The organism is Deinococcus rubellus (assembly GCF_025244745.1).
Taxonomy (GTDB): Bacteria; Deinococcota; Deinococci; order Deinococcales; family Deinococcaceae; genus Deinococcus; species Deinococcus rubellus.
This window is the reverse complement of record NZ_CP104213.1, coordinates 765,587-782,610: the sequence shown is the minus strand read 5'-3', so window position 1 is coordinate 782,610 and position 17,024 is coordinate 765,587. Positions and strand designations below refer to the sequence as shown.

The 17,024-nt window shown below is 66.4% G+C and carries 18 protein-coding genes; 8 read left to right on the top strand and 10 right to left on the bottom strand.

Annotated elements, in window-relative coordinates; translation table 11 throughout:
* Positions 1-10: 10 nt before the first annotated feature.
* From mltG to cmk, 3 genes are read right to left on the bottom strand one after another with little or no spacing between them, the layout of a single operon-like run.
* Positions 11-1,045 carry an endolytic transglycosylase MltG gene (gene mltG / locus N0D28_RS04245; RefSeq protein ID WP_260561138.1) on the bottom strand — a complete coding sequence of 345 codons (1,035 nt, stop codon included), beginning with the start codon at positions 1,043-1,045 and terminating at the stop codon, positions 11-13.
* Positions 1,042-2,028, bottom strand: coding sequence for a carbohydrate kinase family protein (locus N0D28_RS04240; protein ID WP_260561137.1), 987 nt, complete (start codon positions 2,026-2,028; stop codon positions 1,042-1,044). Before N0D28_RS04240 ends, mltG begins: the two co-directional genes overlap by 4 nt.
* A gap of 6 nt (positions 2,029-2,034) precedes the next feature.
* A complete protein-coding gene (gene cmk / locus N0D28_RS04235; RefSeq protein ID WP_260561136.1) occupies positions 2,035-2,703 on the bottom strand; it encodes a (d)CMP kinase in 669 nt (222 codons plus the stop codon).
* 122 nt (positions 2,704-2,825) lie between these two features.
* Between cmk and N0D28_RS04230 the strand changes: the two genes are divergently transcribed.
* On the top strand, positions 2,826-3,647 hold the full coding sequence (locus N0D28_RS04230; RefSeq protein WP_260561135.1) for a peptidylprolyl isomerase: 822 nt from the start codon (positions 2,826-2,828) through the stop codon (positions 3,645-3,647).
* Positions 3,648-3,724: 77 nt separating this feature from the next.
* Positions 3,725-4,297, top strand: coding sequence for a peptidylprolyl isomerase (locus N0D28_RS04225; protein WP_260561134.1), 573 nt, complete (start codon positions 3,725-3,727; stop codon positions 4,295-4,297).
* Positions 4,298-4,459: 162 nt separating this feature from the next.
* On the opposite strand, the gene N0D28_RS04220 is transcribed toward N0D28_RS04225, so the two are convergent.
* Entirely contained in the window at positions 4,460-5,824 is a 1,365-nt protein-coding gene (locus tag N0D28_RS04220; RefSeq protein WP_260561133.1) for a M20/M25/M40 family metallo-hydrolase, read from the bottom strand.
* A gap of 121 nt (positions 5,825-5,945) precedes the next feature.
* Here N0D28_RS04220 and N0D28_RS04215 point away from each other — a divergent pair, with 121 nt between their 5' ends.
* The 3 genes from N0D28_RS04215 (at position 5,946) to N0D28_RS04205 (ending at position 8,057) form a co-directional block, all read left to right on the top strand.
* Entirely contained in the window at positions 5,946-6,728 is a 783-nt protein-coding gene (locus N0D28_RS04215; RefSeq protein ID WP_260561132.1) for a hypothetical protein, read from the top strand.
* A 66-nt stretch (positions 6,729-6,794) separates the two neighbouring features.
* Positions 6,795-7,115, top strand: a complete 321-nt coding sequence (locus tag N0D28_RS04210; RefSeq protein WP_260561131.1) for a hypothetical protein — start codon at positions 6,795-6,797, stop codon at positions 7,113-7,115.
* A 3-nt stretch (positions 7,116-7,118) separates the two neighbouring features.
* Positions 7,119-8,057: an alpha/beta fold hydrolase gene (locus tag N0D28_RS04205; protein WP_260561130.1), complete on the top strand. Its 939-nt coding sequence runs from the start codon at positions 7,119-7,121 to the stop codon at positions 8,055-8,057.
* Positions 8,058-8,076: 19 nt separating this feature from the next.
* On the opposite strand, the gene N0D28_RS04200 is transcribed toward N0D28_RS04205, so the two are convergent.
* From N0D28_RS04200 to xpt, 3 genes are all read right to left on the bottom strand, one after another.
* A complete protein-coding gene (locus N0D28_RS04200) occupies positions 8,077-9,645 on the bottom strand; it encodes an acyl-CoA carboxylase subunit beta (RefSeq protein WP_260561129.1) in 1,569 nt (522 codons plus the stop codon).
* Positions 9,646-9,692: 47 nt separating this feature from the next.
* The gene (locus tag N0D28_RS04195) at positions 9,693-10,181 is read right to left on the bottom strand and encodes a YflT domain-containing protein (RefSeq protein ID WP_260561128.1); all 489 of its coding nucleotides are present in this window, start codon (positions 10,179-10,181) and stop codon (positions 9,693-9,695) included.
* 76 nt (positions 10,182-10,257) lie between these two features.
* Complete coding sequence (gene xpt, locus N0D28_RS04190; RefSeq protein ID WP_260561127.1) at positions 10,258-10,839, bottom strand: xanthine phosphoribosyltransferase; 582 nt, start codon at positions 10,837-10,839, stop codon at positions 10,258-10,260.
* Between the two features lie 41 nt (positions 10,840-10,880).
* Here xpt and N0D28_RS04185 point away from each other — a divergent pair, with 41 nt between their 5' ends.
* Positions 10,881-11,210, top strand: a complete 330-nt coding sequence (locus N0D28_RS04185; RefSeq protein WP_161883063.1) for an HNH endonuclease — start codon at positions 10,881-10,883, stop codon at positions 11,208-11,210.
* A 24-nt stretch (positions 11,211-11,234) separates the two neighbouring features.
* Here the strand turns inward: N0D28_RS04185 and N0D28_RS04180 are convergent, their stop codons facing one another.
* On the bottom strand, positions 11,235-12,500 hold the full coding sequence (locus tag N0D28_RS04180; RefSeq protein ID WP_260561126.1) for a methyltransferase domain-containing protein: 1,266 nt from the start codon (positions 12,498-12,500) through the stop codon (positions 11,235-11,237).
* An 89-nt stretch (positions 12,501-12,589) separates the two neighbouring features.
* Between N0D28_RS04180 and N0D28_RS04175 the strand changes: the two genes are divergently transcribed.
* Positions 12,590-13,972 (top strand): TrkH family potassium uptake protein, encoded by a 1,383-nt coding sequence (locus N0D28_RS04175; RefSeq protein WP_260561125.1) that lies wholly within the window; start codon positions 12,590-12,592, stop codon positions 13,970-13,972.
* A 91-nt stretch (positions 13,973-14,063) separates the two neighbouring features.
* Positions 14,064-14,723, top strand: coding sequence for a potassium channel family protein (locus N0D28_RS04170; RefSeq protein ID WP_260561124.1), 660 nt, complete (start codon positions 14,064-14,066; stop codon positions 14,721-14,723).
* A 7-nt stretch (positions 14,724-14,730) separates the two neighbouring features.
* On the opposite strand, the gene N0D28_RS04165 is transcribed toward N0D28_RS04170, so the two are convergent.
* Both N0D28_RS04165 and N0D28_RS04160 read right to left on the bottom strand, forming a co-directional pair.
* Positions 14,731-16,251: a 2-phosphoglycerate kinase gene (locus N0D28_RS04165; protein ID WP_260561123.1), complete on the bottom strand. Its 1,521-nt coding sequence runs from the start codon at positions 16,249-16,251 to the stop codon at positions 14,731-14,733.
* A gap of 87 nt (positions 16,252-16,338) precedes the next feature.
* Entirely contained in the window at positions 16,339-17,022 is a 684-nt protein-coding gene (locus tag N0D28_RS04160) for a DUF1345 domain-containing protein (protein ID WP_260561122.1), read from the bottom strand.
* Between the last annotated feature and the right edge of the window lie 2 nt (positions 17,023-17,024).

Here is a 17,024-nt window from a genome sequence, read left to right as displayed (position 1 = left end):
CCCCACGCCCTCAGCGGTAGCGGGCGATGTCTCGCTGGTGGGCGGCATAGTCGTTGTTGACGTGAATCGTGCCGTCGGTGCCGTGCAAGAAGTAAAGGGCCGCCTTGCCGTTGGCGGTGGTCAGCCTGGCATTCAGGATGCTGGTCAAGGCCGCCTCGCCGGGATTATTGATGGGACCTTTGGGAAGTCCCATGCGGGTGTAGGTGCTGTAGGGGGTGTCCTTGGTGAAGTCGCCCGCCGAGCGGTCCAGATCCGGCAGGTCTTTGCCCAGGCCGTAGGCGACGGTGGGGTCACTGCCCAGGGCGATGCCTTCCTTGAGGCGGTTGACAAAGACGCCCGCCACCACTGGCATCTCACCCGTGTTGGCGGCCTCGGCCTGCACCATGCTGGCCAGCGTGACCCACTGGTAGATGCTGAGGTTGAGCTTTTTGGCCCCCGCCACCCGCGCGGGCGTGAACTCCTGGGTCATCCGGTCGGCCATCGCCCCGATGATGTCCCTGGCGCTGGCCTTGGGCCGGAACGGGTAGGTCGCCGGAAACAGAAAGCCCTCCAGATTGCTGGCCCCTCCCGCCTGCGCTGCCGGACTAAGCGCCACATCCCGCATGGCGGCGTTGATGGCTACCGCATTGCTCAGCCCCGCCGCCGTGATGATGGCGGGCAGGTCCTTGAGGCGCTTGCCCTCAGGAATGGTGACGCTGACGGTGGGAATGCGCGGGTTGCCCGCCAGATCGTCGGCCACCTGGAAGACGGTCTGGTCGGCGGGCAGATCGTACAGCCCTTCCTTGAGCTTGCCCGCCGTGCCACGCTGACGCATGACCAGCCGCAGCACGTCGGCATTTTTGATGACGCCCTTTTGCTGGAGTTCGCTGGCCTTGGCCGCCAGGGTATCGCCGGGCGTGATTTCCAGGGTGTAGGCTTTGCCGCCGGGACTCTGGGTCAGGCTGTAGGCGTAAGCGGCAGCCAGGATTACAGCCAGCAGGAGCAAAAAGAAGATCCAGAAGAGGGCGCGCTGCCAGGCCGGGCGGCGCGGGCGCAGACGGGTCACCCGGTCACCGCTTCAAGACCCATCAGCCCGAACGGCTGCAACCTCAGCCGGAGCGCCTCGTCCATCGCTGGACGCGCCCCGAAGCGCGACACCACCCAGCCGCCCACCTGCGCGGCCACCTGCGCCGCCCTCACCGGATCACCATGCGTCAGATAATGCGCCAGAAACGCGCCGCCGAAGGCGTCCCCGGCTCCCGTGGCGTCGAGCAGGGTGTCGGGGGTGGCAGGGACGTGGGTGCGCGGGGTGGCAGGGCCTTCGAGCAGCGCGCCGTCCTCGTCCATTTTCAGCACGATCAGCGCTTTGGGATACTGCCCGCGCAACCATCTCAGGGCCGCCTCGGAGTTTTTCTTGCCGCTCATGGCGCGGGCCTCGTCGGCGTTCGGGAAGAAGATATCGAACGGCACGGCGCTGATCCAGTCGAGGAAATTCTCGCGGCCCACCTGCTGAATCATCTGAAAGCTGCCGGGATCGAGGCTCAGGGTGGCCCCCGCCTGCTCGGCCAGCCGGGCGGCGGCCAGCGCTGCACCGCGCGGCGGATCGCGAAAGAGGCTCCAGGCGGTCAGGTGAACGTGGCCCGCCCCGAGCAGCACCGCCTGCGGCAATTCTTCCGGCAGCAGTTCCCAGTCGGCCCCCTGCCCGGTCAGCATGGCCCGCTGGCCCCGGTGGTCGATCAAGGCGAGAATGACCCCGGTGGGGTGGTCGGGCGTGCGAATCACCTCGGCCTTCACGCCCTCGTCTTCCAGGCCCGCCTGCGCCAGTTCTCCGAAACGGCCGGTGCCGATCTTGCCGACAAAGGTGCTGGGGTGGCCCAGCCGCCGGGCCCACACTGCCAGGTTGGCTGCGCTCCCGCCGGGCGAGAGTTCCATGCGCCCGGTGGTGTCGCCGCCGGGCAGCAGCAGGGTGTCGGGTTTGGCCAGCACGTCCCAGGCGAGGTCGCCCACCGAGACGAGCGGCTGATCAGCGAGCAGATGAGCGGAAGGCATCGGCGCTTATGATAAGTCGGAAGATGCGGGTTGATGAAGACCCCGCAGCACCGCCGCGATCACGCCGGAGAGATCAAGCGTGCTGGTGTCGATCAATTGGGCGTCGGCAGCGGGGGCCGACTGCGCTTTGTCTTTGGCGTCGCGGGCGACCAGCGCGGCCTCCACCTCCGCCACGTCTTCGAGGCGCTCCTTGACCCGCCGCAGCGCCCGCACGCGCGGCGAGGCCGTCAGAAAGAACTTGGCCTGCGCCTGCGGGAAGACTGCCGTGCCCATGTCACGCCCCTCGGCCACGAACGGCGGGGTGAGCGCCCGGAGCTGGGCGTTGACCCACTCGCGCAGCTCGGGGAGCTGGGCTAAGGCACTGACCCCGGCGTCCACCGCGCTGGTATGGGCGTCCGCCGTCAGGTCGCGCTCGGCCCCCGTCTCCTGCTCGCCCACTGGGGTCAGAAAAATCCGGTTGCCTTCCGGCAGCGGCTCCAGGCGCAGCGGCGAGCCGCTCAGCAGGGCAATCAGGGCCGGGGCGTCACCCAGGTCGGTGCCAGCTTCGAGCGCCAGTAAGGTGGCCGCCCGGTAGAGCAGGCCGCTGGACACGTAGGGAATATTCAGGCGGCGGGCCACGCCACTGGCCACGCTGGATTTTCCGCTGGCCGCCACGCCGTCAATCGTCACAATCACGCCCGCGAGTCTAGCTCAGCCGGGCCGGGTGCCGCCCGCCCACGCTCGACTGCGCTCATCTGTCTGTCTCATCCCCGCGTTTCATCTTCATGTCTCATCGGGGCATCCTCTAGACTGGCGCGGTGAAGCGCTTAGCCCTCCTGACCCTGCTGACCCTGAGTCTGGCCGCCTGCCAGAAAAAAGACACGGCGACCACCGACACCACCAAAACCGAGACCGCGACGACGGACACGACCAAAACGGACGCGGCGACCACCGATCCAGCCAAGACCGCCACCCCGGCGGCTGACCCCACCAAGACTGACCCCACCAAAACCGAGACCGTCGTGACCGCGCCCGCCGCGATTCCCAGCGGCTACACGCTGGTCCCGGAGCTGAGCAAGACGCCGCTGCGGACCTTCAAGGCCGCGCCCCCCATGACACTTGACGACAGCAAGAACTACTACGCCGTCATCGACACCGACAAGGGCCAGATCGTGGCCGAGCTGCTGAATAACGACGTGCCGGTGACGGTCAACAACTTCGTGTATCTGGCGCGCAACCACTTCTACGACGGCCAGCGCTTTCACCGCGTCATCGACAACTTCATGGCCCAGACCGGCGACCCCGGCAGCGCTGACGAGAGCAAGAAGGCGACCTGGGGTCAGGGTGGCCCCGGCTACCAGTTCCCTGACGAGATCCGCAGCAAGCTGGTGTTTGACAAGCCGGGTATGCTGGCGATGGCCAACAGCGGCCCCAACACCAACGGCTCGCAATTTTTCATCACTTTCGCTCCGTCCACCTTCCTCAACGGCGGCTACAGCCTGTTTGGCAAGGTGGTGGGCGGCGACGACGTGCTGACCAAGCTGACCCGCACCGCCACCTCCGGCCAGGGCGGCGAGACCCCGATCCCCGGCGCAGTGCCGGACAAGCTCCTGAGTGTGCGGATCGTCACCAAACCCTGAGCGCGCCCTGGAGACTGGCCCCGGCCTTGGCGCTTTTTCAAGCGTTCTCATGAGCCGGAGCCGCTACAATGTGGGTCATGTCAGATACCAATACTTACACCAAAGACGGCTACACCCAGATGAGCGCCCTGAGCAGCGAGCGCCAGACCAAGTTCAGCAGCGCCCCCAAGATGGGCGAGGCGATTCAACCCGGTAAGGCTTACCAGGCCGTGTTCGAGACCAGCAAGGGCCGCATCGTCATGGACCTGTACCCCGATGAAGCGCCGATGACGGTGAACAGCTTCGTGTACCTGATTCGCCACCACTACTACGACAGCATCGTGTTTCACCGGGTACTTCAGGACTTCATGGCCCAGACCGGCGACCCCACCGGCACCGGCTCGGGCGGACCCGGCTACAAATTCGCCGACGAGTTCAACTCGCACCACCACGACAAGAAGGGCGTGCTGAGCATGGCCAATAGCGGCCCCGCCACCAACGGCTCGCAGTTTTTCATCACCTTCGGCCCCACCCCGCACCTCAACGGCAAGCACACCGTCTTCGGTCAGGTCGTGGAAGGCCAGGACGTGCTCGACAAGCTGACGCGCATCCAGCCCGGTTACCCCGGCACGCCCGACAAGATCGAGAAAGCCTACGTGCTGGAGAAGTAAACCCGAAACGAGCAAAAAATCCCGCTGAACTGGCGGGATTTTTTGCTGGACGTGCTGAATAATTCCGGGTGGGCAGGAAGCGTCACTGCGACTTTATCGGGGCCGCCCTACCGGAAGTGGAACGGGTGCCGAGTATCCCCATCCCCGTTCAGCCCTGAACGCTCACTCTCCCCGCGCCAGCGCTTCCAGCAGCACCACCCCAAATCTGACACCTGAGGCAAAATCGCGCCGCAGGATGTTCTCGTTGGGTGCGTGGACCCGCCCGCCGAGGTTGCCGATGCCCATCATCGCCACCGGCAGGCCGAGGTGGTGCAGAAAGGCGTGAACCGGGCCGCTGCCGCCGCTCGACGGAAAGACCTGTGGGGCCTTGCCGTAGACGGCCTCCAGCGCTTCCCGCACGGTGGCGACAAACGGCGCGTCGGCGGGCGTACGCCCCGGAAACTCATGCGATTCCAGCTCGACGACCTCGATGTCGCCGAAGCCCTGGGCCGCCAGGTGGGCACGCAAAAGTGAGACCACCTTCGCCGGATCCTGATCCGGCACCAGCCGGAAATCGAGCTTGACGAAGCCGGAGGCGGGCAACACGGTTTTGCTGCCTGCCTCGCCGTAGCCGCCGTGAAAACCGTTGACGTTGACCACCGGCATGAAGTTGCTGCGGCGCTGATGCTCGGCAGCGTCGCCCAGAAAGCGGCTGACCTGATAGGTCTCTTGCAGCGGGGTGCGGGCGTCGGGCAGGGCCGCCACCGCTTGCAGGTCGGCGTCGCTGGGCGCGCGAACATCGTCGTGGAAGCCGGGAATCATGACCTGGCCCGCCGCGTCGCGCAGACTGGCCACCGCCGCCGCCAGTCGCCACAGCGGATTCTCGACCACCGCGCCGAGACTGCTGTGCAGATCCGAGTCGGCCACCCGGCAGCGCAGCTCCAGACAGACGATGCCCTTGAGGCCCAGAAAGAGCTGCGGCGTGCCGTCGGGCGTGACGCTACCGAACTCCCACCAGCAACCGTCCGCCCGCAACTCGGCGGCGTGCTGCGCCACGAAGTCGCCCAGGCTGGGGCTGCCAACCTCCTCCTCACCCTCGATGATCCAGCGCACCTTCAGCGGGAGCGCGCCGCTGTTTCTGGCCTTCACCGCCCGGATGGCCGCCAGACGCGAGACGAACTCGCCCTTGTCGTCACTGGCCCCCCGCCCGTAGAGCCGTTCACCGCGCTCGGTCAGCACGAACGGCGGCGAGTCCCACAGCTCCAGCGGGCTTTCCGGCTGCACGTCGTAGTGGTTGTAGATCAGCAGGGTGCGTGGCCCCTCGCCTGCCTCGGCCACCAGAATGGGAGCCACCTCGCCGGGATACTGGCGCACTGTGAAGCCCTCGGCCTCCAGCAACCGGGTCACGGCGGCGGCGGTTTCCGGCAGCATCCGGCGCTGGGCGCTGACGCTCTCGAAGGCGACCAGCCCGGCGAGGTCGCGCAGACCCGCCTCCACGAAGGGGGAAAGGTCGGCGGCAGTCGGCAAAGAGGATTCGGGAAGCGGCATGGACCGAGGCTAACACGGCGGCCTGCACCGCGCCCACAGCGGGCGGCCCCCCAGGCAGATGAGGAGCCTTTCTGCGCGCCAGGGGCAACTTCTCACTTGCACCCGCTATGCTTCCCTTCGCATGCTGTCCCGCCCGCTTCGCCGCCTTGCGCCTGTCCTGGGCGTGCTCTCCCTATGCGGCGGAGCGGGGGTATGGAGCGCCTGGAGCCTGGCCGCGACGGTCCAGATCGGCCCCCAGACCAATGCGGGCGACTGGCGCAGCAAGCTCACGCCGCTGCTGCCGGTCAGCGGCCAGATGGCGCAGGTGATGGAAACGCGCGCCCGCTTCTCGATGACCGAGGTGCGCCGCCGGGTGCTCGACGCGGGCGGCGATCCACGTCTGCTCGACCAGATGCAGGTGAGCGCCGAGCGCGGCATGGCCCCGCTCTACGACAAACGGGTCAAGATCAGCGAGGACGATTTCCGGCGCTACCTGGTCATTCAGCAAGAACTCCAGCCCAGCGGTAAATTGGTGCGGCTCAGCGTCCTGAAAAGCAGCAGCCGCCTGACTTTCGGCGACGCGGGCGGCACAGCCCTGCTGCGCGGCATCAGCCTCGATTTGGGTACCGGCGAGATGCGCTTTCCCGAAGGTTACTCGGCCCTGCCCGAAGCCTTCAACATCACGGCGGCGCAGGCAGCGGCGGCTGAAGACCCGCTTGGCAAACGCAGCGGCTATGTCTGGAAAGTGCGCGGCAATACACCCGTGACGTTTACGGCCCTCAACGGCCACTTTGCCCTGCTCTCACTGAGCGACGGCAGTGTGCTGATCAGCTACAACCGCAACGGCATCGTTAACGGCACTGTCAGCAGCGGCAATCTGATTCTAAATTTCAGCCGCGAGGGTACGAACCCAAACGCAAAATGACGGGATGAGCGCCGTCTGGGCAGTTGCTCAATAGCCAGCTGCCGACCCAGCCGCCACAATGGCGCTATGTCCACGCCGCCTGCGAAAAAATTCACTCTGTCCTGGCGGGATCTGGAAGCCCGTGTGCCGCTCGATGATCTACCGGACTTCCACCGCGCTTTCCTGGACTGGCGCGGCGTGGAGGGAGCCAGCGCCATGCCGCTGCGCCGGGTGCAGCAGCGTGTGGAGGCCGAACTCAACAAATGGGTGCAGTCCGGGCAGGCCACCCGCAGCGGCGACGATCTGCTCATCGAGCCCGCCGCCCTGAGTGACTTCGCAGCGGCCCGGCCCTGGTTGGCCGCAGGAGAGTTGCCGGAGGCTGCCGGATCTGATGGATCGTCCGGCTAGCCGATGCGCCGCCTGCCGCTTCCCATGCACCTGAATCCCTGGCCCAAGCTGAGCGGGGTGACGTGGGGACAGGTCTGGCCGCCGCTCTCGCAGCGCGAGTTGCCACCCGGCACGCTCAGCGGCGAGGCGGCCCTGGAGGCGCTGTGGGCCGGAGGCGAGGGGGTGGCCTTCCAACTGCTGGCCGACTGCGCTGCTTCACTGTGCCTGTACCCTGCCTGGGAGCGGCGCGACTGGGATATGCCCAGCGCCCAGGACACGCTCTCGGCCTACGGGGGCGAGTTCTGGCAGTGGCCCGAGGTGATCCCACTGGGCGTGCTGCGCCAGGAACCCGGACGGCCCAACGTGCTGCACGCCGCCAGTGGGCTGGTGTTCGCACTGTATGTGCGCCCCGAGCAACTGGTGCTGGTGCTGGGCGGCACCAATACCAGCCACTCGGATTCGCAGCTGCGCACCTTTCCCAGCGAGGCGCGGCAGTTCGGGGCCGACGTGCTCAACGTGCTGGGCAGATTGCCGCGCCTGTTCGAGGTGGCTGCCGAGATCACGGCGCTGGTGCAGGCCGAGCGGGGACGCCGCCTGCCCGACCTGCCACTGACCCTGGCCGGGCACTCGCTGGGCGGCGGGCTGGTGCAGTACGCGGCAGGACTGCACGGTCTGCGGGGCCTGGCGTTCAGCCCGACGGCGCTGGGCCGGGCGGTGGCCGCGCCGCTGCCCGACACCTCCGAGGTCGTGGCCATCTCGCTCGACGGCGACCCGATACCGCTGATCGGCACCCAGCATCTGCGGGCGCGGCTGGTGGGGCAACACTGGCGCATCCCGCTGCACCCTGGCGTGCCTCCAGCCCGGCACGCCACCAGTCATGGGCAAACCTACCTCCATCTGCTGGCCTGGCTGCGCGAGCAGTGGCCGGAGTTGCCGAGCGCGCTGGAGAACGAAAGCGGCTGAGCCGCACGGAGCCTCTCCCTTACAAAGGTTCGTTCCCGTGCTTCCGGTAGGGCCGCTGCTCCTGTTTGTCTGCCAGCATCTTGAAGGTGGCAATCAAGCGGCGGCGGGTATCTTCCATCGGAATCACGTCGTCGATGTAGCCCTTGGCGGCGGCCACGTAGGGATTGTCGAAGGTGTCCTTGTACTCGGCGATCTTCTCGGCGCGGGTGGCCTCGGGGTTCTCGGAGTTCTGAATCTCGCGGCGGTAGACGATGTTGGCCGCCCCCTCCGCGCCCATCACGGCGACGGCGGCGGTGGGCCAGGCGTAGACCACGTCCGCGCCCATATCGCGGCTGTTCATGGCAAGGTAGGCCCCGCCGTAACTCTTGCGGGTGATCAGGGTGATTTTCGGCACGCTGGCCTCGGCGTAGGCGTAGAGCATCTTCGCGCCGTGCCGGATGATGCCCGCGTGTTCCTGCGCCACGCCGGGCAAAAAGCCCGTCACGTCCACCAACGTCAGAATGGGGACGTTGTAGCAGTCGCAGGTGCGGATAAAGCGGGCGGCCTTGTCGGAGGCGTCGATATTCAGCGTTCCGGCCATGACCTTGGGGTTGTTGGCGACGATGCCCACCACCTCGCCGCCGAGGTGAGCGAAGCCGCAGAGGATGTTCTTGGCCCAGTCCGGCTGAATCTCGAAAAACGTTCCCTCGTCCACGACGCTGTGAATCACGTCGTGCATGGCGTAGGGGCGGCGCTGGTCGGGCGTGACGCGCTCCAGCAGTTCGGGTGTCGGGCGGCTGGACGAATCGCTGGTCCGGCGGGGCGGCGGCTTCTGGCGGGCGTTCTGCGGCAGGTACTGGAGAAGCCGACGAATGCCCGCCAGCACCGCCTCGTCGCCGTCGAATTCCAGGTGGGCCACGCCGGACTTGCGGGTGTGCACGTCCGCGCCGCCCAGCTCGTCGAAGGTGACTTCCTCGCGGGTCACGCTTTTAATGACTTCCGGGCCAGTGATGAACATGAAGCTGCTGCCCCGGCTCATCAGAATGAAGTCGGTGAGGGCGGGCGAGTAGACAGCCCCGCCCGCGCACGGCCCCAGAATGGCGCTGATCTGCGGCACGACCCCGGAATAAATCGCGTTGCGGTAAAAAATCTCCCCGTAGCCGCTGAGACTGTCCACGCCTTCCTGAATCCTGGCCCCCGCCGAGTCGTTGAGGCCAATGATCGGGCAGCCAGTCCTGGCAGCCAGATCCATGATCTTGGCGACTTTCTGGGCGTTGCGTTTGCCCAGCGAACCGCCCAGCACCGTGAAATCCTGCGAGAAGACGAACACCTGCCGCCCATCGATGCTGCCGCTCCCGGTGACGACGCCCTCACCGGGGGCCGAGACGCCGCGCATCAGCGCCCCACCGCCGTGTTCGGTGAAGGTGCCGTATTCCAGAAAGCTGCCGGGGTCGAGCAGAGCATCGATGCGCCCTCTGGCCGTCAGCTTTCCGGCGTCGCGCTGCTTTTGCTGCCGGGCCTCACCGCCACCCGCTTCCACGGCGGCGCGGCGCTGCTCCATCTCGGCGATGAGTTCCTGAAGCTCCAGATTGGTCTTGGACTGGGTCATGTGAAGCGTAGTCTAGGGCCAGACGGGGGGCCAGTCGGGAGTATCCCTCAGCCCGGCATCTCCGAGAGTAGCGACTGGGCGCGTTCGGACACCTCGCCGTCGCACAGCACACTGTAATGGTCGGCCCGCATGCCGCCGACGCTGGTAAAGTCGCGCCGCCCGCCACTCAGCGCGTAGCTCAGGAGCCCCCACACCGCGCCGATCATGACGCCGATCAGGAGACCGTCGATCAGCAGCGGCAGAAACCCACGTCCCGCACCACCAAAGCCCAGGAAAGAGAAAATCACGCCGATAAAGACCCCCATCACCGCGCCCTGGCCCATGCCAAGGCTGAGCGCCCGCGTCCAGTCGAGGCGGCCCGTGACCTGCTCCACAGTTTTCAGGCCCTCACCCACGATGGCGGTGCGCTCCACCGGGAACTTGTGGTCCGACAGGTAATCCACCGCCCGCTGCGCCTGGAGGTACTCGGGATAGGTGGCGATCACGACCCGGCTTTTGGTCGGGTCGCCGAGCAGCGGATTGGGGCGCATGGTCATGGCCTCAGCTTAGATCGGGAGCGTCCGGAATAGCGGCTGGGTCAAGGAACGGCAAATGGGGCGTGAGCCGCGTCCGTCAGCGGCCTTCCACCACCACCACGCCCTTTTCCTCACTGAGTTCGAGGATGTTCGCCAGCGTGTGAATCGGCACGTTCAGGTCGGCCAACTGCTCACGGCCATGCTCGAAGGCCTTCTCGATGACGCAGCCCAGGCCCAGCAGCTCGGCCCCGCTCAGCTCGATCATGCTGGCAAGCGCCCGCAAAGTGCCGCCCGACGCCAGAAAGTCGTCGATGACGATGACCCGGTCCTCCGGCCCCAGAAACTCACTCGACACGAACAGATCGACGACCCCGCCCTTGGTGCGGCTCACCGACCGGGCCGTGAACGACGGCTCCCTCATGGTGATGGGCTTTTTCTTGCGGGCGTACACCATCGGCACGCCGAGTTCGATAGCCGTCATCAGTGCCGGGGCGATGCCGCTCACCTCGATGGTCAGCACCTTGCTGGGGTTCAGTTCGCGGAAGCAATCGGCGAAGCGCCGCCCCATCTCGCGGGTGAGGTCGGGCAGCAACTGGTGGTTGACCAGCCCGTCCACCTTGAGAATACCGCCGGGCAAAATGACGCCGTGCTGCTGAATGGCCGAGACGAGAGCTTGCATGGAGCAGAGTCTAAAGGCTCGGCAAGCGCTAGGCTGCATGCATGGCCCGCAAAACCCCCAACACCTGGCCCGAACCGCTGCCCGCCGCCGAGGCGCTGACCTGCGCTCTGTGCCAGCGCGAGACGCCCACCCTGACCCAGCACCACCTGACACCGATCTCACGGGGCCGTCGCCAGGGCATCAAGGTGCAGGATTTGCCCAGCGTGGGCCTCTGCGCTGCGTGCCACAACTACGTTCACACCACCTTCTCCAACTCGGAACTGGCCGGATTTTACGGCTCGCTGGAGGCCTTACAGGAGCATGAGGGTGTGCAGAAATTCGTGGCCTGGGTCAAGAAACAGCCGATTGGGAAAGCGGTGAAAGTGAAGTAGAGCAGGTCATCAGACCGCGAGCCTCTACACCCGGCTGAGCAGATACGCCTTCGGGTGGTGTCCGCCGCTGTAGACCTGAAACAGTTCGTGGGCGTGCCAGCGGTCCTGCTCGGCCATCAGGCGCTCGAACAGCCTGAGTTCGTGGGTCAGCACCACCATCCGGCCCTGGCGCGAGCAGAGGCGGTGCATCTCCTTCAGGAACCCGGTATACAGCGCCTCGTTGCCGCCCTTGACGGTGATCGCGTCGCCCCAGGGCAGATCGGCCACGATCAGATCGAAGCTGCGCGGCGGCAGCCCGGTGTTCAGGGCGTCCACCTGCGCCACCTCGATGGTGCGTTTGGCCGCCCCGATGTTCTGCTGGGCACAGCGCACGGCGTCAGGGTCGGTGTCCACACCCACCAGCGCCATGCTCGGCCCCAGCAAATCGCGCTCGATCAGCAACGTACCGCTGCCGCTCATCGGGTTGAAGATGCGGTCAGCGTCGCGCACCCCGGCCAGCTTGAACACGGCGTAGGCGATGGTGGCATTGAGGCCGCCTGCCATGTTGCACACCCGCCAGGCACGGGCCGACAGCGGGCGCGGGGTCAGGCGGGCCAGCACGTCCCAGCCGGTCTCGAAGCGGGGTTCAGGCGCAGGCTGCGGTTCCAGCTCCTCCTCTTCGGGCCACTCCGGTGCCTGAGCGGATGAATGTCCAGGGCGGCCCGCCGCACCGCGCTGACCCCGGCGGGCCGGGCGCTCCTCGGGCGAACGCTCCCAGTGGGCCTCACGCTTCTCCTCCACGGGCTCGGGAATGCGGTTGGGGTTCTCGGTGGGGCGCAGCCGGATCAACAGTTCGCCCTCCTCGGGGTGGTAGGGGATGCCCAGCGAGGTTTCGAGTTCCTCGGCCAGCCGCCGCATGGTGGCCGACTCGCGGCCCGCCGCCGACAAACGGAAGCTCTGGTGGCCGCCGTACGCGATCACCGGGCGCAGAAAGGCCGCCAGATCACCGAGCTGTTGGTGGCCGAGCAGCGCTTTGGGACGCGGCACATCGAAGGTCTTGACCCGGTAGACGGCCACGCTGCCCTTCAAGCGGGTCAGGCGGGTGGGGTCGCCGGGAAACCAGAAGCGCCCCCCCCGGATATCACGCGCGCCCGGCACGGCGCTGAGTTCCTCCTGCGCCACTCCTTCCAGGCCGCTGAGCGCCTCGATCTCGTACTCGGCGGCGGGGCCGGTCGGGCCGCTGGGGCGGCGGGCCTTGCGGGCCGTGCCCCGGTCAGGGCGGGCATTTTTCTGGGGAGAGGAGCGGGGCATAGCTTGGAAGTATAGCTGAGAAGGCTGGCCGAGAAGCAGGGCAAGGCGGCGCGTGGCCCGGGGCCTGGGTGTAGAATCGCCCTTCTGCCATGCGACGCCCCCTCCTCAGCCGGTTCAGTTTCAAGCTGTTTAATTTCAGCAAATTCAGCCCCCCACAGCTCATCGCCCTGACGTTTGCCGTGACCATTCTGGTCGGCGCACTGCTGCTCGGCTCGCCGCTCGCCCACCAACCGGGCCACAGCCTGAGCTGGGTGCAGGCGCTGTTCATGTCCACCAGTGCGCTGTGCGTCACCGGGCTGGTGGTGGTCGATGTGGGCAGCACCTTCAACGTGTTCGGGCAGCTCGTCGTCCTGGCACTGGTCCAGATCGGCGGACTGGGCATCATCACCTTCGGCACGCTGTTCGCCTTCCTGCTGGGGCGGCGCATCAATTTTTCCGAACGGGTGCGGCTGGCGCAGCAGGTCTCGGCCTTCGAGGTGGGCGGGGTGGTGCGGCTGATCCGCCAGATTTTTATCTTCACCTTCAGCGCCGAGCTGATCGGCACGCTGCTGCTGACCCTGCGCTTCGTGCCGGAGCAGGGTTGGGGACGCGGCCTGTACACCGCCGTTTTTCACGCGGTCACCGCCTACAACAACGCCGGATTCAGCTTGTACGCCGACAACCTGATGGGCTTTGCCCGCGATCCCTTCGTCACTCTGGTCATCGGCGGCCTGGTCATCCTGGGCGGCATGGGTTTTATCGTGCAGATCAATCTGCTCAGCCACTGGCGTCGCCCCCGGCGCGACCGCATTCTGGTCCACAGCAAGATCGTGCTGACGGTCATGGGCGCGCTGCTGCTGATCGGCATGCTGCTGTTTTTGCTCTTCGAGTGGAACAACCCCGCCACCCTGGGGCCGCTGCCCTTCGGTGACAAACTGCTGGTCGGCTTCTTTCAGAGCGTGACGCCGCGCACCGCCGGATTCAATACCGTCGATTACTCGGCGCTGAGCCAGCCGACCATCTTTATCACCATCATCCTGATGTTTATCGGAGCCAATCCCGGCTCGACAGGCGGCGGCATCAAGACCTCCACCTTCTTCGTGATGATGATGGCCGCCATCAGCCTGGTGCGCGGGCGCGGCGAGCTGGTGGCCTTCGGGCGGCGGGTGGCCCGCGAAACCGTCATGCGGGCCATGACCGTGACGCTGCTGAGCATGGGACTCGTCAATACCGGCGTGCTGCTGCTGCTGACCACCAACCACGCCAACAACCTGACCTTCGAGCAGCTCTTTTTCGAAGCCGTCAGCGCCTTCGGCACGGTGGGCCTGAGCATGAACGCCACGCCGCTGACGAGTCCCACCCAGCAACTGATCTTGCTGGTCCTGATGTATCTGGGCCGCATCGGGCCGCTGACCTTCGCCGTGGCCTTCGGCAACCGCCCCAGGAGCGAGCTGGTCAAATATCCTCCCGAGCGCGACATCTTGATCGGCTAATCCCACCTTTCTCCAAATGCCCTAGACTCCAGTTCTAGATGCCCCAGCTTCCTTCGCACACCCCACACCCCGCACCCCACACCCCACTTCTATGAAAGCCAAACAATGCCTGGTCATTGGCCTGGGCCGCTTCGGAACGGCAGTGGCGACCACCCTGTACGAGATGGGCCACGAGGTCGTCGCCGTGGACCAGAAAGAAGAAAACGTCGAGCGGGTGCTCAATCTGGTCACACACGCGGCCATTCTAGACGCCACCGAGGAGCGGGCGCTGCGCTCGATTGGCGTGGCCGACTTCGACGTGGTGATCGTGGGTATTGGCACCGACGTACAGGCCAACATTCTGGCGACCATGAACGCCAAGAGCCTGGGCGCGCAGTACGTGGTCTGCAAGGCCATTGACGAGATGGCCCGGCGCGTGCTGGAGCGCGTCGGTGCGGACCTGGTGATCCGGCCCGAACACGACATGGGCGTGCGGCTGGCCCGCCAGATCGCCACCCCCAATATCGTGGACACGCTCGACCTGGGCAGCGACTACGCCATCGTCGAGATCGAGGCCAATGAGCGGCTGCGCGGCACTCTCAAGGACCTCAACCTGAGTAACCGCTTCGGGGTGCAGGTGATTGCCATCAACCGCAGCGGACGCATCGAGATCACGCCGCGCGCCGAGGAAGAATTGCGCCCGCACGACAAGCTGGTGCTGATCGGCAACAGCCACTCGATTGACGAACTGCGGCGGTTTCTGGGGAGCTGAACCCCGATCAGGGCAGCTTGCGCCCGGACTCCAGCGGTTCGGCGGCCTTCGCCAGCCCGATCTCCTCCAGTCTCAGGTCTTCCTGGCCCAGCAAGTTCAGGCGCTCGGCAGGCGACAGCTCGGTCAGCAGGCGGCGCATCACCACGTCCACGGCCTGATCGGCGGATTCGTCAATCGACAGGCTGTCGAGCAGCGGCACGTCCAGCCGCCGGGCCAGCGCTTCCAGATCGTCCTGCATGGCCCGGATTTCCTCGAAGTAGCGCATGTAGCGGTGCAGTGGGCGGCTCTGGGTGGTCTGCTTGTCGCGGGACTCGAAGTGGCGGCGGTGTTCGTCCTCGTCGGGCAAGGTCACCAGCATCGGGATCACGATGGCCCCGTGCCGGGCGCTGAGGTACCCCGGCACCAGATGCACGCCCTCCAGCACCACGCTCATGCCCTCCTCGATGCTGCGGCGCACCACGGCGTCGAGGCCCACGCTGACCTGCTGCACCTGCTCACGGAACCCGGCCAGCAGCGCCTCGGTGCTGGGGTGGTCGGGCTGCTCGGCGTTGGGATCGACCAGCGCCTGCCAGGCACTGAAGGTCGAGGCATGCAGGGTGGGCAGCAGGGCCGGAGACACCATCGAGCGCATCACTTCTCTGATGCTGTCGGTGCTGACCACGCGGGCGATGCCCAGCCGGTAAGCGATCTCGGCGGCCAGGTAGCTCTTGCCGGTGCCGCTGACGCCGCCCAGCAAAATGACCAGCGGGCGCGGCGGGTGGCGGATGACCTGCAGCAGGCGGTAGCGCGCCGCCACCTCCGGCCCCACTTCCGCTTCCAGCAATTGCTCGACCCGCTCGCGGATCACCCGGCGCTCGACCAGTCGGTCTTCCGCGCCGCGCAACTGGCGCTGGGTCACGCGGGCCACCTTGCGGGCCGAGTCGGGCGGCACCCCGGCGGCCAGCAACGACTGGGTCAGAATACCCTTGGAAAACGGCGCGGGCGCGTCGCCGCCGCTGCCCATGACCCCCAGACGGCCCCGGTTCTCGCGCAGAAAACGGTAGGTCAGCTTGAGCTGCTCGCCGTAGAGGTCTTGCAGGGTGCGCTCGGTGAGGTCGTCGATCTCTGCGACGCTCAGCGACCGGACCCCCTGCTGACGCAGCCGCAGATCGATCTGGCTGGCCACCGCGTAGGCCTCGCGCGGCGACAGGCCGGTATCTTCCAGGCTGCGCGCCAGGACCCCACGCGAGAACGGCAGCTCACCCTTTTTGGCGGTGACCAGAATGTCCTCGAAGGCAGCGGTCTGCCGCTGGGTGGAGGCCGACAGCGCCGGGCCGCCGATGTCCTGGGCCACCTCCACCAGCAGGACCTTGAGCTGCACCGTGGAAATGCTGCTGCGCCGCCCGGCCCGCAACTGGGCCTCGACCCGCCGGGCCACCGCCGCCGCCACTTCCGGCGAAGCGCCCGCGTTGAGCACCGATTCGGCCACCAGTCCCCGGCTAAACGGCCACTGCCTCCCGGCAGCTCCAATTTGAAGTTCCCGCGTCACTGGGCCGCATTCTAAACGCTTACGCCCGGAAATGCTGGAAATTCTTCCGGTGGGCTGACATCCCCCTGACAACAATCCGCCCGACCTTCAGGACAGCACGCTGCTGACGACGCTGATGGCCAGGGCGATGATGACCACACCGTAAACGTAAGAAATCAGCGAGTGTCCCGTCAGCAGCCGCCGCATGGAGCGCTGATTCAAATCGGTATCAGACACCTGATAGGTCATGCCGATGGTAAACGACAGGTAAGCAAAGTCCAGATAATCGGGTTCGGGGGTATCCGGAAATTGCACGCCGCCTTCGGGCGTTTCGTAATACAGGTGGGCGTAACGAAACAGGTAGACCGTCTGGATGACCAGCCACGACAGGGCCACACTGAGCAGGCCCGCACCGATCAGCAGGGCTTCAAGCAGCGGCTCCTGCTTGAGATTCCCGGCGCGCGACAGGGCAAACATGACGCCCGCCAGACTGATCAGCGACGTGATGATGGCAATGACGCCCGACGCCCGCCTGCCGTTGTCTTCCTGCTGGGCCAGCTCACGAATCCAGCCGCTGTTGACCGCGAAAATAATGCGCCACGACGAGATCAGGTAACTGGCAGAAAAGACCAGCCAGCCGATGAGGGCGCGCAGTTCCCAGGGAAAATGCTTCCAGGCGGCGGGATACGGCACGGCGGCGCACAGCAGCCAGGCCGCCACCCCCAGGCCAAGCGAGAGCAGGAGACGCTGGGGCGCTTGTGTGCGAACAGGAGGCAGCGGAGCGGCAGTCATAC